Here is a 12,136-nt window from a genome sequence, read left to right on the forward strand (position 1 = left end):
GTGCCCGCCTCCCCCGCCCCGCCCGACCTGCACGCGCGCCTCGTGGCGGCGCTGACGGACGCGCGCCGGGCGGCGAGGCTGCGGCAGGTCGACCTAGCCGAGCGGCTCGGGTGGCAGCAGGCGTACGTGTCGAGGATGGAGACCGGCGAGCGCATGTTGGGCGTCGACGAGTATGTCGCAGTGGCGCTCGCGATCGGGGTCGACCCGGTCGCGCTGCTTGGGGACGTGCTGGCGGGGTCCGGGGAAGCGTAGCGCCGTTTGGCTAAAGCTTGGCCGTGTCTAGCCGCGCCAAGCGCAATATATGTTTTACGTATAATGCTCAAGCCGGTCTAGATGCTTCGGGGTGCCTGCTGCCCCTGTCCCATCCGACCTGCACGCCCGCATCGTCGCTGCGCTGACTGTGGTACGTCGCGATGCCAAGCTTCGTCAAGTCGACCTCGCAAAGCGGCTCGGCTGGCAGCAGGCCTATGTATCGCGCTACGAGACTGGTGAGCGCCAATTGGGTGTGGATGAATATATCGCGGTCGCGCAGGCGATCGGGGTCGATCCGCTGGCACTGCTTGACGAGGTGCTCGCCGCGAATGCTCCTGACCGAAGATAAACCGGCAGAGAGCGATCAGGATTCCTTATCGACGCGATGTGCGAAAGCCTGTTCTCACAGCCGCTCGACGGCGCTGATTGACGCACCACTATCCCGCTCCGGCGGCTGTTGGCTATAGGTGATCGCGACCGTCTCAAGTACCGCCGCCGGCGCGCAACCCGCAAAGTAATGGACCAGCAATCCCCGATCATCCTGCCGGATCGAGAGGCTAGGCTCATCGTCCTTGCGCGCGGGGCGTCGGCATCAAGCGACGTAACCGTGCCACTGACCTTTCAGCATTCCGACCATGTATAGCATCCGGCGCGATACTCGCACTGCAATCAGCGTCATGTCACCGCCCTACAATCGCTGGCCAAGGTCCCCATCCTCCTGCAGGCGTTCTCTAGTTTTCTTCCTAGAATCATACCCCAAAAAACACCGTGGCTCCGCAGCGGAGCAATTCCTGATTCAAGAGATTCTGATTCAGAGCGCGCAAAGTGGCGGAAATCCGCGAGTTGTGAACCTTCATCCTGACGGCTCGGGGGAAGAAGCCTGACGGAGTGGGGGCAACGACCTGCCGAATCGGGGGAAGTGGCCTGACTGGCTGGGGTTATCCTGACGGCTCGGGGGGATCCTGACCTCTTGGGGGTCTTTGCAGCCTGCCCTTCCTGACCTGACTTGACCGGCGAGCCCAGGTCAGGTCAGGATAGATTTGGAGGCGATGAGGGCACCTGATGGCGACAGTCGAGATCGTGGACATCGACGACGACGTGGAAGAGTCCGCAATTGTCGGGCGCGCCATGAAGGTGGCCTCCGCCCTGTCTGCGCGCCGCACCGACGAGTTCGCCAAGCCCGGCAATCTAGTCGAGGTGCGCTTCGTCAAGGGGCAGTCTCTTAGCCTGACCGCGTCTAGGCTTCTCGCGCTCATGATCCTATCTGCGGGTGGTGAGGCTTGGCGTGACACCGCGCATCGCATGCGCAAGGCGGACATCCGGCGCGGGCACAAGGGCAACGAGCGTATCTCGGACATGCTCGAGGAACTGCACCGGACGCTCTTCGCCGAAGACGACCGGAGCTGGCGCGGCAAGAAGGCGGTTCGCAAGTTTTCGCTTATCCAGATGTCGAAAGAGGAAGCCGAAGACGAGGACGGCGTCGAGGCCGGCTGGATCGAGTGGCAATTCACGCCCGACGCGCGCAAGCTCATCCAGGAGTCCGAGACCTACGCGGTTTTAAACCGTCAGGCAGTGCTAAAATTCCGCTCCGCCTACGCGCTTAAGCTGTACGAACTTGGCGCGTTGCGCATCCACCGGCGCCAGCCCGTCTGGCGCTGCGACATGCCCGCGCTTCGCGCAGCACTCGGCATCGCGCCCGACATCTACAAGGATTTCGCGCAGCTGCGGCGCAAGGTCCTTGAGACGGCTAAGGCGGAGATCGACCAGCTCGCCCATTTCAGGGTCGAGTGGCAGGAATTGCGCCAGGGTCGGACCATCGTCGAGCTCGTTTTCCGGTTCGTCGCCAAGGACGCGCCCGCGCAGATCGGCACCGTTGACGAGCTCGCGCGCCATTCTGGTGGGCGCCGTCCCCGGCGCGAAGGAAGCGTCGAGCAGCTGGCGATCGTCGAGCAGCCGGAGGCCGAGCCTGCCGACAGCCAGCGTGTTCCGCCCGGAGCCATAGACGCGGTCGTCGCCAGGGTCGCCGGTGCGATGTCCGCCCATCCCAGGAAGCCCCACCCTTCTCTGCACTCTTCCACTTTCCCCACCGGCTCGCTCCGCTGGAGCGGATGCGAGGAGTTCCTGAGGATTGGGCGCGACCACGGTGGGGGATGGGACGTCGATCTCGTCGCCGATGCCTATCGCTCGATTATGGGTGACCGTCTGGCGCGATTGACAGGCACCAAGCTGCTCAAGAGTTGGCAAGGTTTTTGCGAAAGCTACGTTGCTCGTGTGGGCCGGCCGGCCTGATTTTGCACCGGTGCAAAAAGCTTCTCGGGTCGTTTCGTACCCCCATTCGGTCAGCCGGAAAGCAGTCTTCGCTGCTCGCGGTGACGGTTTGCACAAATACGGCTTACGTTGACGTCGAAGCGAAAATTACGCATTTAGCATGTCATTGTCGAAAGGAGAGGTGGTGGGTGCGCTGGGGCTGACGGGTCATATAGGTCAAGCCCGCGTGATGGCGCTTGCCGAGAGGTCTTCGGCGATCCTAGAGAAGCTCCGCGACAGTGCGCAGACCAGGCGTGCCGACGAGCGGCGCGAACCGCTGTTCACGATTGGCAAGGCGGCCGATCTGGTGGGTCGGACGTCGGCCGCGATCCGTGAAGCCGAGAAGGATGGCCGACTGCCCGCCGTTGACCGGACCGAGAGCAACCGCCGGGTTGGATACACGCTCGGCCAGCTCAACGACATGCGCGGCGTCTTCCAGACGCGGCCTTGGCGGCAGCCGGATGATCCCTGTGCAATAGTGGCAGTACAGAACTTCAAGGGTGGCGTCGGCAAGTCGACCCTATCGGTCCATCTGGCGCAGTACCTCGCCATGCGGGGCTACCGCGTCCTCCTCGTCGACTGCGACAGCCAAGCGTCGGCGACAACGCTGTTCGGCTATGTGCCCGATCTCGACTTGGACGAGGCGGAGACGCTTTACCCGTTCCTGCGCGAGGACGAGCGAACCTCGCTCGACTATGCGATCAGGAAGACGCATTTTGACGGCCTCGACCTGATCCCCGCTAATTTGCGGCTGTTCCAGTCCGAGTACGAGTTGGCCGCTCGGATGGCGCGGGGGCAGGGGGCTCTCCTGGACCGGCTCCAGCAGGGCATCGCTTCGGTCGCCGAACGCTACGATATCGTCGTCATTGATCCACCACCCGCACTGGGCGCGATCTCGCTGTCCGTCCTACGCGCCGCGAACGCGCTCGTCGTTCCGGTGCCCCCGACGGTGATGGATTTTGCGTCGACCGCGGCGTTCCTGGCGATGCTCGACGAGACAATGCAGGTGCTCGCGCAACACGGTATGGAGACCGAGTTGGCGTTTCTACGCTTCGTTGCTTCCAAGGTCGACGAGAACAAGTCGATGCAGAAGGAACTCATGCGGCTCATGGGCCAGCTCTACGGGCAGTCGCTGGTTCGCACGCCGCTCAAGGACTCGGCCGAGATCGACAATGCGAGCGCGCGATTGATGACGGTCTACGAGCTTGACGGGCCAACGACGAGCCGGTCGGTGCGCGACCGCTGCTTGGCCTATCTCGACGGCGTCAACGGTGAGATCGAGATTGATATACGGTCCATGTGGCCGAGCCACGAGGCACGTCTCAGGCGTCAGGGTCTAGCGTGAGGAGCGGATTTTGCACCGGTGCAAATCGGGAACGGAGGCGGTCGGGTGAGCGGGAAGAATAGCAGTTTCGCGGCCGACCTAGCGGGTGCGATCGACGCGCCTGCGGCGCAGCCGGCGCGTCCGGCCCGGCTCACGACGGGAGTGCTCGCCGGGCGCAGTAACCGCCTCGCCGACCTGGCCTCGGGCTCGCTCGTCAACCGGGCGGTTGAATTGGTCGACCCCGCGCGTTGCCGGATGTGGCCCGGCCACAATCGCGATTATGCCGCGCTGTCGGAAGATCGCTGTCGCGACCTGATTGAGAGCCTGAAAGCTCAAGGCAAGCAGGAGATGCCCGCGCTCGTCCGGAGGCTGCAGGGCGATCCCAGCCACGATTTCGAAGTAATCTCCGGGGCGAGACGGCATTGGTCGATCAGTTGGCTGCGCAGCCACAATTACGCCGACTTTCGTTTCCTGATCGAGATTCGCGATCTCAGCGACGAGGAGGCGTTCCGGCTCTCCGACCTCGAAAATCGAGCACGGGAAGATATCTCCGACTACGAGCGCGCCCGCGACTACCTTCGCGCGCTGACGCATTATTATAATGGCAAGCAGGGCGCGATGGCCGAGCGGTTGAACGTGAGCGACAGCTGGATGAGTCGTTACCTTGACTTGGCTCGCCTGCCATCGAGTATCCTAAATGCGTTCGTGTCGCCGCACGACCTTGGCATCAAGCACGTTACGATGCTGAAGCCGCTGCTGAAGCCTGACGACCGGCGCGCGCGTGTCGAGCAGGCCGCGAGCGAACTAGCGGCTAAGCGCGAAAAAGGAGAGGGAGGGGCAACCTCGCCGCGCGACGTCATCCGCTATCTTACCGCCTCGGCTGACACCCCCAAGAAGTCAGGAGCCCCCAAGAAGTCAGGAGTGAGCGACGTGATTGCCACGGAGGCAGGAACCCCGGTGCTGCGTGTCGAGCGACAGACGCGCAAGGCGGTGACGCTGACGTTGCTGCTGCGGGATGGAGCGACCCGGGCTGATGCTCAGGCAGCGTTGGCGACTCTGTTAGATCGCCATTGGCCGAGCGGCTAAGCCGACGAGGTAATTCCGAAAGGTGTCGCGGCTCTGGGACAGCGATGCAAATGCAGCCTTAGTAATCCGCCTTGGGCTGACCGCTGCCGCGACGCGGTCGATGCGGCTACCCGCGGCTTTGATGCCCGTGCCGCCGCCAGGGCACGGAAGGCGATCGGTCGGCGCGGCATCATCGTCGGCGAGCAGGCGATTGAGCTGCTCGATGCGTCGAACCCGGCCCGCCGGAGATCGTTCGCGCGGGCACGACCATGTCGCTGGCCGACAACGCCCGCGCGCAGAAGACGACCGAGCGCACCCTGTGCGGGCAAACGGCGGCGCAGGTCGCGCCGTTGCCGTGAGCGGAACAAGGATGGTTGGTGAGTGCGCGAGCCCTGGTCGGCGGGAGGATGGTTCTCTAAGCGCGCAGCTGCTCGACAATAGCTGCTGCTGGTGAGCGAGGTAGAGCGCGACCGCTTCCACGCAACCCCGCCGCCATGAGCGGGCAGAGCGATGAATTCGTCATGACGACCCGCCGGCCGGCACGGGCTCGAAGTTAGGTGCGGAAGATCACTTCGGACGTTGCATTAATATTAATCGGCGCGACGTTGAACACGGTGTAGGTTTTCAGGAAGCGGATCTCCCGGTCCGTCTTGGCCGCGCCCTCCGTATCGCCCTCGGCTCGCTTGGTAGTGCTGGCGCGGCTCGATGGAGCGTAGATAGAGCGCAGTCCCACCCCGACGCAACCATTCCCTACTGCTTGGGTTTCTGCTACCACGGCCTATGCCTGTCGTGTTTCGCGTCGGCGGCCTGCGAGTCGTGATCTGGCCCAACGACCACCGGCCGGCCCACGTCCATGTGAAGGGGGCGGAAGGCGAGGCGGTGTTCAACCTCAACTGCCCGCACGGCCCGCCCGAGCTGCGCGAGAGCTACGGCTTCAAGCTGTCAGACGTGAACCGGATCGAGGCGGCGCTGGCAAGCGTGGTGCCGATGCTGTGCGAGGGATGGAGGAATATACATGGCGATCACTGAGCGCGAGCTGGCGGAGGCGAAGGCCCGCATGGCGGAGACGCGCGCAGCCGGTCACGCGGTATCGGCCCGCTACGATCGCCGGCGCGCGCGCGTGGTGGTCGGCCTCCAGAGCGGGGTCGAACTGACCTTCCCGGCGCGGCTGGCCGAAGGGCTCGCCGACGCCTCGCCGGACGACCTCGCCGACATCGAAGTGAGCCCGGCCGGGCTGGGGCTGCACTGGCCGAAACTCGACGCAGACCTGTACGTTCCGGCGCTGCTCCAGGGCGTGTTCGGCTCGAAGCGGTGGATGGCCCGCCAGCTCGGCGCGGAAGGGGGCAGGTCGCGCACCGCGGTCAAGGTCGCGGCCTCGCGCGCGAACGGCCGCAAGGGCGGCCGGCCGCGCAAGCTCACCACGGCCTGACGGCCGCCTGGTTCACCCGATCCCGAACAGCGGCATAGACTCGGCCGCGCGCCGGCACGGGCTTATAGACGCCGATCGTCACCCGTTGGCGCGACGGGCAGGGCAGGGCGGTCCGCCGCCCGGCCGCGCCTGCGGGCCTCGTGCGGGCGCGACCCGGACTCGCCGGCGTCGACCCGCCTGCGGCGCTGCTCGTCACGCGCGCGGTCCTCGCCAGCGCGCCCCTGAACCACGGTCCCGGCGACAACCGGCCGCGCAACCTCGCCGTGCCCTGCCAGCGGTGCCACATGCGCCACGACGCGGGCGAGCATTGCCGGCGACGCTGGCGCAACGCATTCCGGGTTCGCACCGTGGGCGACCTGTTCGCCTCACGGCATGTCCCGCAAACGATCGTCGATCGGGAACGTGACGGTGGTGGCGCTGATCTCGCCCCGATTGCCTTCGCCCGAACGATGTAGGACAGGAAACCACCTAATCATCAGGAAGATTGCCACCATGAAGCTCCAGCTCGCCGCCGGCTTTGCCACCGCCATCTTGCTCGCCGCTCCCACCTACGCGCAGAACTTCGGTGCCTCTGGTTTCAGCGCCAAAGAACGAGCCGCGTTTACAGCCCCCGCGCACGCTCGGACCACCACCAAGACGAAAGTCGTCCACACGCGAAAGCACAAGGCTCACCACACGCGCACCAGCACTCGACGCTGATAAATCCTTACCGATCAACGAAGCGAGCGAGACGGCGCGGGCGTTCTCGGAATTGATCGACAAACGGGAACGGCGCGGCCTTCCTGGTCCCCGATTGGGATTAGGAGGCGGGAAGAGGGTGAACGCCACCGGCGCGACTCTGGCACCCACAAATGAGTTTGCGAGCACATCATGCCGACACAGCAGCAGCTAATTATTGATAGTAGAGATGGTTAAACCACGCCCCCAAGCCCCATTCCTCCACCGCCTCGATCACACCGGCATCAGCTGCCGTAGGACCAAGCCCCGTTTGCCCGAACAAGCGAGTGAGGAAACCGGGTGCGGCGATAGCTGGAACCGGCGGCAAACTGGCAATTTCTAAGGCCATATCATCGACTAGGTTCGCAAGCCGGGCGGCGAAGATCCCCGCTTGCCCCTCAGGATCGTCGTCCATCCGGAATATCTCCTCCACCTCCAGCAGGATGTATTTTCTTCGATTGGCGGCCCGCTCCAGGAAGGCGATGGCATTGTGGATCAGCGGCTGGGCGGGTGGTGCGGCAACCTGCCCCAGAAATCCTTTAAGACGCGCTAGCCCGTCCGCATAATTCCCGACGAATGCCTCCTGGCCATCCCATATCGTCGATGGGCATGGTGCCGTGTCGGCGGACACGAGGATTGTATGGGCCAGCGGGATGACATACCGCCACTCGGACAAGCCGACTTTTTCTGCCATCGCGCTTGTGGGTTCGCGTCCCGGCACCGTATCCGTCGCGTAAAGATACGATCGATTGGCCATCCGCTTTCCGGTTCCTATTCGTTACGGCGACAAATGCTTAAGCCAGTTCTACGCACGAAGCGACTTCTATAGTCTCAAGCTGTCACCCAACCATCCAAACGTCCCTCTTGTCGCTATTTCTGCGACAGGGAAGGGGGCATAGCCGGCGTTCCCGCAAACGAACGGCCAGCGGGACGGCCGGGCCATTCCCATTGGGATCCCAATCGGGACGCCTACCCTAGCGTAGAGTACCACATTCCAAACGCATTGTTGGCGGCGTGGACCACGATCCCGGGCATGATCGAGCGCGTCCGAACCCCACAAAATGCCGTCCCCAGGCCCAGGCATAAAGCAGCGACCGTGTTGGCGGCTTCGGCGTGCAGCGTCACGAACAGCAGCGCCGAGACGATCACGGCTACGATGGACGGCACGCGCGTCATGAGGCCGCCGAGCAGGTAGCCCCGATAGAGCATTTCCTCGACGAACGGCGCCACCAGCACCGTCGCGACCAGCAGCCCGAGGCCGCCGATGGTTGATAGCGACGCGCGCAGCTCTTGGCCGACGGCGAGGTGACTACCCGCACCCGACTGCCACACCGTCTGACCCGAGGCCGCGAGATAACAGAGCGGCAGCTGCGCGATCACCAGCGCGAGCAGCATCACTCCGAACGTACCGCGACCCAGCGAGGAACCGTGACCAGCACGGCGCACGCTCGACCCGGCCTGCGCAGATCGATCGCGGCGATCACCAGCATGATCGCCGCCGCCCCGACGATCGTCACCACGGTTGCGCCGGCCGACATGATGCCGATGCCCAGGGCTGGCCCGAGGACGAAGTGGATGAGCGTCAGCGCGACCTGATGCAGCACGAGAAGGCCCGCCACCCACCACAGCGACGGCACGCCCGCGCCATGCACAGGCATTCTTGTGCCGCCCCGTACAACCTCGCTGGCAGCGCTGCCCATGCCCATGCCTCCCCGGACGACAATCATGCCGACCCGCGCGCACGTCCAGCCCGATTGGTGCGACCGAGCCGCCCGCGACGATCAGGAGGAAAAGGGGCGGGGGAGGGCGACCAACCTAATACGAGGAGGCAGGCCATGCCCGATGCCAGCGATCAGACGCGTGCCGAGACCATCGGCCGCCTGAACGACCTCTGCCGCATGGGCCGGGATCCGACAGCGCGCATGCTCATTACGCGAAGCTGCCTCGCCGAGTTCGCGAGCGGATCGACCGCCGACGGCCTGGCCGTCCAGGTCCAACTGGTGAGGGCGGTCGGGGCACATGTCTTCGCCGGCGCCGACGCCGCCCTGCGGGAAGCGGGCGAGTTCGAGTTTCGCGGCACGGCGGTCTACTTCAAGATCGACGCCTACGACCTTGCCCTGGAATATGGCTCGGAGGACCCGGCCGACGCGAGCGTCACCACCCGCGTGCTGACGATCATGCTGGCGCAGGACCTGTGAGCCTCCGGCTCGATCTCCTGGTCCTGCTGGCCACCGCACCCGCCGATCCGGCGTGGGAAGCGGAGAAGGCCGGCTGGCGCTGCTTTGTCATGGGCAACACGAACAGCGCCTACCGACGTGGCAGCCGGCTCCATGCCGCCTGGCAGCGCGGTTTCGACGCGGCCGCCCGGTCCCCTGATCCCGAGCGCCTGATGCACTGACGGGACGGACGCCCCTTACACGGAGATGCCCAATGGGCCGACATGACCGTAGCAGGCGACGCCATGCGACGCCCGAGGTCCGCAACCCTATGCTCGCATTGCCGGGCACTGCCCGACTGCTTCAGCTGGACCCGCACACGCGGTCTCTGCTCCGCGCCGTGCTGCTCGATCTTGCGGTCGATGCCCGGACACGCGCCGAGGACAGCTGGCGTCGGCACAAGGCGCCGATGGCGGCCTACTGGAAGGCAGTCTCGGTCTATGCAGGCCATCTCGCCCGCGTGCTGCGATGAGCTACGATCCACGCATCGCGACAGTGTCGCGCGCAGAGTTCGATGAGTTGATGGCAATCGTCCGCGCCGCACCGGACGACGCCCGCCCGCTCAGCGAGGATGACCGCTGGCGCCGCGATTACCAGGCCGAGCAGGAACGCCGTCGCATCGTCGGCTACCAGCAGGACCTGTTCGCCTCCACCGCCGTCACCCACTACCACCGTCACCGGCCGGCACCGTCGTGGGATCACACACCGCCGGAGACGATCGAGGCGAAGCTGGAGCGCATCGCCGGCGATCCGTCCGCAACCTTCGGGCCGCCCAGGTCCGACCGGCCTGCCTTTCTGACCAAGGCTGAACGTGCCGCCATCGTCGCCCGCGCCGCCAACTGGCTCCGGGTCCGGCAGCGGGTCCGACTGATCGACGGCCCCGGCACCGTGGACCCGGCCTACGGCATCCATCGCTTCCTCGGCCGAGCCGGCGTCGTCTGGCGGCTATGCCGCGGCTTCGACGACCATTGCTACGTCTTTTTCGATCCGGCCGGTGGCGAACGCACGGCGAAGATCGAGTTTGTGGAGCTGCGCGACCTGGAGCCGGTCCGATGAGCTGGCGGCAACCGGACCTGTTCTGTGGCGACAAGCAGCCTCACCGCACACTCAGGCCGGAGCGCATCCATCGGCAGCCTCCACGATCCGCGCCCGCGTCGTTCGCATGGGAGAGCATGGGCGCCTGGGTCCGCTTAATGCACCGGCTGTTCGCCTTGGAGGCACCCAGCAGCGACCACTATCGCCGCACCCGCGATACTGCCCGCGAGCTGACCGTCGCCCGCATCCGCATCTGTCGCCACGACGACGATCTCGCGCGCGTCGAACAGATGCTGGTCGAAGCCCGCTCGGGCTGGCTCTACGGCCTCGACCGGGCCTTCACGCGAGCGGAGAGGGGGGAGTTGCTGGTGGAGGTGCGCAATCGACGCCGGCTGCTGGAGCTCGGTCGCGCCTTTCCCAAGCCCAAAGGAGCACGCTTCGATCTCGCTCGACTTGCCCAGCAAGCCCTCGATCGACTGACCCAAAGCCATCCTGACGCAGGGCTAGTGGACCGTCTTTGGGCAGAGCGACTTCGACGCACCCAACTCTCCTGTAATGACATTGGCACTACAGATGGCTAAGGTAGTGCGACCGACGGAGATCACGATGCCCACGCCTGCTACCGCTTCGCCCAAACGCGACACCCTGAACATCCGGATCAAACCCGAAGAGCGCAACCTGATCGACCGGGCCGCCAGCGTGCGTGGGAAGACCCGTACCGACTTCGTGCTCGAAGCCGCCCGCCTCGCAGCCGAGGAGGTCGTGCTCGACCAGCGGCTGATCGCCGTCGATCCCGATGCCTACGCCACGTTCCTGGCGCGGCTCGACCTGCCGCCCCAACCGAACGATCGCCTCCTGAAGACGATGCGGACGCCGCCGCCTTGGGACCCGGCATGACCATCTCCCCGCCCGTGCCCCTGACAGCGGACCATGAGGTCGACGCCTTCGTGTCGGGCGTGGATGGGCTCGATGCCTGGCTGAAGCGCAGGGCGCTGAAGAACCAGACAACCGGCGCGTCACGGACATTCATCGCGTGCGAGAACCGCACGGCCATCGCCTATTACGCGCTGGCGTCGAGCGCCGTGACGGTAGCACAAGCACCCGGCCGCTTCCGTCGCAACATGCCCGACCCGATCCCGCTGGTAGTTCTTGGACGGCTTGCGGTTGATCGGAGTCAACAGGGCAAGGGCCTTGGACGCGCACTGGTCAGGGACGCGGCGGTGCGGGTCATCCAGGCGGCCGACACGATCGGCATCCGCGGCATGCTCGTTCACGCGCTCTCGGACGAGGCCAAGACGTTCTACGAACGCCTCGGCTTCGAGCCATCCTCGATCGACCCGATGATGTTGTTCGTGACGCTGGACGACCTTCGGGCCAGCTTGTGAGATAGATCGCTTTCGGCCGACCGACGCGTGACCAACAGCCAATGTAAGGTCGTTACGGTTGCGAATCGATAATGCGGATTATGTACACGATCTCGGTCGAGATCGGCGGCGGCATCGCAGCGGACCGCCGCCGGTCGCGCGCTAAGCGCAATCCTGTGCTGAACGACACCATGCTCCACCTGCACGCGAGGGCCTGTCAGGTGGTGTTCGAGATCATCACTCTGATGGAGAACGGTCTTGCGGACGGCGCGATGGCTCGTTGGCGGACGCTTCATGAGATCACGGTCGTCGCGACGATTCTAGCGGAGCACGGCGAGGAACTGGCGGTCTGAGCTGCTGCCGGTCCGATGGACACGAGGTTAAGCTACGTGCGCTTGCCGCTCGAAGTCCATGGGGCTGAGATAGC

21 protein-coding genes are annotated in these 12,136 nt (G+C 65.1%); 17 read left to right on the forward strand and 4 right to left on the reverse strand.

Going from position 1 to position 12,136, the window contains the following annotated elements:
- The 5 genes from HUV01_RS06115 to HUV01_RS06135 form a co-directional block, all read left to right on the forward strand.
- The coding region (locus HUV01_RS06115; RefSeq protein WP_217430931.1) for a helix-turn-helix domain-containing protein at nucleotides 1-252 on the forward strand (252 nt) is incomplete at its 5' end.
- 91 nt (nucleotides 253-343) lie between these two features.
- Entirely contained in the window at nucleotides 344-601 is a 258-nt protein-coding gene (locus HUV01_RS06120) for a helix-turn-helix domain-containing protein (RefSeq protein ID WP_217430932.1), read from the forward strand.
- A gap of 779 nt (nucleotides 602-1,380) precedes the next feature.
- The gene (locus tag HUV01_RS06125) at nucleotides 1,381-2,541 is read left to right on the forward strand and encodes a replication initiation protein (protein ID WP_174297436.1); all 1,161 of its coding nucleotides are present in this window, start codon (nucleotides 1,381-1,383) and stop codon (nucleotides 2,539-2,541) included.
- Between the two features lie 208 nt (nucleotides 2,542-2,749).
- Complete coding sequence (locus HUV01_RS06130; RefSeq protein ID WP_174297437.1) at nucleotides 2,750-3,904, forward strand: AAA family ATPase; 1,155 nt, start codon at nucleotides 2,750-2,752, stop codon at nucleotides 3,902-3,904.
- A gap of 45 nt (nucleotides 3,905-3,949) precedes the next feature.
- Entirely contained in the window at nucleotides 3,950-4,969 is a 1,020-nt protein-coding gene (locus HUV01_RS06135; RefSeq protein ID WP_174297417.1) for a ParB/RepB/Spo0J family partition protein, read from the forward strand.
- A gap of 532 nt (nucleotides 4,970-5,501) precedes the next feature.
- Here the strand turns inward: HUV01_RS06135 and HUV01_RS06140 are convergent.
- Nucleotides 5,502-5,723, reverse strand: coding sequence for a hypothetical protein (locus HUV01_RS06140; RefSeq protein WP_174297418.1), 222 nt, complete (start codon nucleotides 5,721-5,723; stop codon nucleotides 5,502-5,504).
- A 5-nt stretch (nucleotides 5,724-5,728) separates the two neighbouring features.
- Here HUV01_RS06140 and HUV01_RS06145 point away from each other — a divergent pair, with 5 nt between their 5' ends.
- The 4 genes from HUV01_RS06145 (at nucleotide 5,729) to HUV01_RS06160 (ending at nucleotide 7,076) form a co-directional block, all read left to right on the forward strand.
- Complete coding sequence (locus tag HUV01_RS06145; RefSeq protein WP_174297419.1) at nucleotides 5,729-5,977, forward strand: DUF4160 domain-containing protein; 249 nt, start codon at nucleotides 5,729-5,731, stop codon at nucleotides 5,975-5,977.
- Nucleotides 5,964-6,377, forward strand: a complete 414-nt coding sequence (locus HUV01_RS06150; RefSeq protein ID WP_174297420.1) for a DUF2442 domain-containing protein — start codon at nucleotides 5,964-5,966, stop codon at nucleotides 6,375-6,377. Before HUV01_RS06145 ends, HUV01_RS06150 begins: the two co-directional genes overlap by 14 nt.
- Nucleotides 6,378-6,661: 284 nt before the next feature.
- A complete protein-coding gene (locus HUV01_RS06155) occupies nucleotides 6,662-6,832 on the forward strand; it encodes a hypothetical protein (protein ID WP_174297421.1) in 171 nt (56 codons plus the stop codon).
- Nucleotides 6,833-6,869: 37 nt separating this feature from the next.
- Nucleotides 6,870-7,076: a hypothetical protein gene (locus HUV01_RS06160; protein ID WP_174297422.1), complete on the forward strand. Its 207-nt coding sequence runs from the start codon at nucleotides 6,870-6,872 to the stop codon at nucleotides 7,074-7,076.
- Between the two features lie 193 nt (nucleotides 7,077-7,269).
- On the opposite strand, the gene HUV01_RS06165 is transcribed toward HUV01_RS06160, so the two are convergent.
- The 3 genes from HUV01_RS06165 to HUV01_RS06175 form a co-directional block, all read right to left on the reverse strand.
- Nucleotides 7,270-7,851, reverse strand: coding sequence for a DUF7822 domain-containing protein (locus HUV01_RS06165; protein WP_174297423.1), 582 nt, complete (start codon nucleotides 7,849-7,851; stop codon nucleotides 7,270-7,272).
- A 212-nt stretch (nucleotides 7,852-8,063) separates the two neighbouring features.
- On the reverse strand, nucleotides 8,064-8,489 hold the full coding sequence (locus HUV01_RS06170) for a CPBP family intramembrane glutamic endopeptidase (RefSeq protein ID WP_174297424.1): 426 nt from the start codon (nucleotides 8,487-8,489) through the stop codon (nucleotides 8,064-8,066).
- A complete protein-coding gene (locus HUV01_RS06175) occupies nucleotides 8,489-8,794 on the reverse strand; it encodes a hypothetical protein (protein WP_174297425.1) in 306 nt (101 codons plus the stop codon). Before HUV01_RS06175 ends, HUV01_RS06170 begins: the two co-directional genes overlap by 1 nt.
- A 135-nt stretch (nucleotides 8,795-8,929) precedes the next feature.
- Here HUV01_RS06175 and HUV01_RS06180 point away from each other — a divergent pair, with 135 nt between their 5' ends.
- The 8 genes from HUV01_RS06180 (at nucleotide 8,930) to HUV01_RS06215 (ending at nucleotide 12,062) form a co-directional block, all read left to right on the forward strand.
- A complete protein-coding gene (locus HUV01_RS06180; protein ID WP_174297426.1) occupies nucleotides 8,930-9,292 on the forward strand; it encodes a DUF3768 domain-containing protein in 363 nt (120 codons plus the stop codon).
- Nucleotides 9,289-9,492, forward strand: coding sequence for a hypothetical protein (locus HUV01_RS06185; RefSeq protein ID WP_174297427.1), 204 nt, complete (start codon nucleotides 9,289-9,291; stop codon nucleotides 9,490-9,492). Before HUV01_RS06180 ends, HUV01_RS06185 begins: the two co-directional genes overlap by 4 nt.
- 89 nt (nucleotides 9,493-9,581) lie before the next feature.
- On the forward strand, nucleotides 9,582-9,782 hold the full coding sequence (locus tag HUV01_RS06190) for a hypothetical protein (RefSeq protein ID WP_254606417.1): 201 nt from the start codon (nucleotides 9,582-9,584) through the stop codon (nucleotides 9,780-9,782).
- Nucleotides 9,779-10,366, forward strand: a complete 588-nt coding sequence (locus HUV01_RS06195) for a hypothetical protein (RefSeq protein WP_174297429.1) — start codon at nucleotides 9,779-9,781, stop codon at nucleotides 10,364-10,366. The genes HUV01_RS06190 and HUV01_RS06195 overlap by 4 nt, the downstream gene beginning before the upstream one ends.
- On the forward strand, nucleotides 10,363-10,926 hold the full coding sequence (locus HUV01_RS06200) for a hypothetical protein (RefSeq protein ID WP_174297430.1): 564 nt from the start codon (nucleotides 10,363-10,365) through the stop codon (nucleotides 10,924-10,926). The genes HUV01_RS06195 and HUV01_RS06200 overlap by 4 nt, the downstream gene beginning before the upstream one ends.
- Nucleotides 10,927-10,951: 25 nt before the next feature.
- Nucleotides 10,952-11,242: a DUF1778 domain-containing protein gene (locus HUV01_RS06205; protein ID WP_174297431.1), complete on the forward strand. Its 291-nt coding sequence runs from the start codon at nucleotides 10,952-10,954 to the stop codon at nucleotides 11,240-11,242.
- Between the two features lie 14 nt (nucleotides 11,243-11,256).
- Entirely contained in the window at nucleotides 11,257-11,730 is a 474-nt protein-coding gene (locus HUV01_RS06210; RefSeq protein ID WP_254606418.1) for a GNAT family N-acetyltransferase, read from the forward strand.
- Between the two features lie 155 nt (nucleotides 11,731-11,885).
- Complete coding sequence (locus tag HUV01_RS06215) at nucleotides 11,886-12,062, forward strand: DUF5677 domain-containing protein (protein WP_217430933.1); 177 nt, start codon at nucleotides 11,886-11,888, stop codon at nucleotides 12,060-12,062.
- The last annotated feature ends 74 nt before the right edge of the window (nucleotides 12,063-12,136 follow it).

Source organism: Sphingomonas bacterium (genome assembly GCF_903643035.1).
Lineage (GTDB): Bacteria > Pseudomonadota > Alphaproteobacteria > Sphingomonadales > Sphingomonadaceae > Sphingomonas.

Bases quoted from the DNA above. Each gene is read 5' to 3' on its own strand.
- HUV01_RS06125 (WP_174297436.1), top strand. From the start codon at position 1,381: ATGAAGGTGGCCTCCGCCCTGTCTGCGCGCCGCACCGACGAGTTCGCC.
- HUV01_RS06130 (WP_174297437.1), top strand. From the start codon at position 2,750: ATGGCGCTTGCCGAGAGGTCTTCGGCGATCCTAGAGAAGCTCCGCGAC.
- HUV01_RS06145 (WP_174297419.1), top strand. From the start codon at position 5,729: ATGCCTGTCGTGTTTCGCGTCGGCGGCCTGCGAGTCGTGATCTGGCCC.
- HUV01_RS06150 (WP_174297420.1), top strand. From the start codon at position 5,964: ATGGCGATCACTGAGCGCGAGCTGGCGGAGGCGAAGGCCCGCATGGCG.
- HUV01_RS06155 (WP_174297421.1), top strand. From the start codon at position 6,662: ATGCGCCACGACGCGGGCGAGCATTGCCGGCGACGCTGGCGCAACGCA.
- HUV01_RS06160 (WP_174297422.1), top strand. From the start codon at position 6,870: ATGAAGCTCCAGCTCGCCGCCGGCTTTGCCACCGCCATCTTGCTCGCC.
- HUV01_RS06165 (WP_174297423.1), bottom strand. From the start codon at position 7,851: ATGGCCAATCGATCGTATCTTTACGCGACGGATACGGTGCCGGGACGC.
- HUV01_RS06170 (WP_174297424.1), bottom strand. From the start codon at position 8,489: ATGCTGCTCGCGCTGGTGATCGCGCAGCTGCCGCTCTGTTATCTCGCG.
- HUV01_RS06175 (WP_174297425.1), bottom strand. From the start codon at position 8,794: ATGGGCAGCGCTGCCAGCGAGGTTGTACGGGGCGGCACAAGAATGCCT.
- HUV01_RS06180 (WP_174297426.1), top strand. From the start codon at position 8,930: ATGCCCGATGCCAGCGATCAGACGCGTGCCGAGACCATCGGCCGCCTG.
- HUV01_RS06190 (WP_254606417.1), top strand. From the start codon at position 9,582: ATGCTCGCATTGCCGGGCACTGCCCGACTGCTTCAGCTGGACCCGCAC.
- HUV01_RS06195 (WP_174297429.1), top strand. From the start codon at position 9,779: ATGAGCTACGATCCACGCATCGCGACAGTGTCGCGCGCAGAGTTCGAT.
- HUV01_RS06200 (WP_174297430.1), top strand. From the start codon at position 10,363: ATGAGCTGGCGGCAACCGGACCTGTTCTGTGGCGACAAGCAGCCTCAC.
- HUV01_RS06205 (WP_174297431.1), top strand. From the start codon at position 10,952: ATGCCCACGCCTGCTACCGCTTCGCCCAAACGCGACACCCTGAACATC.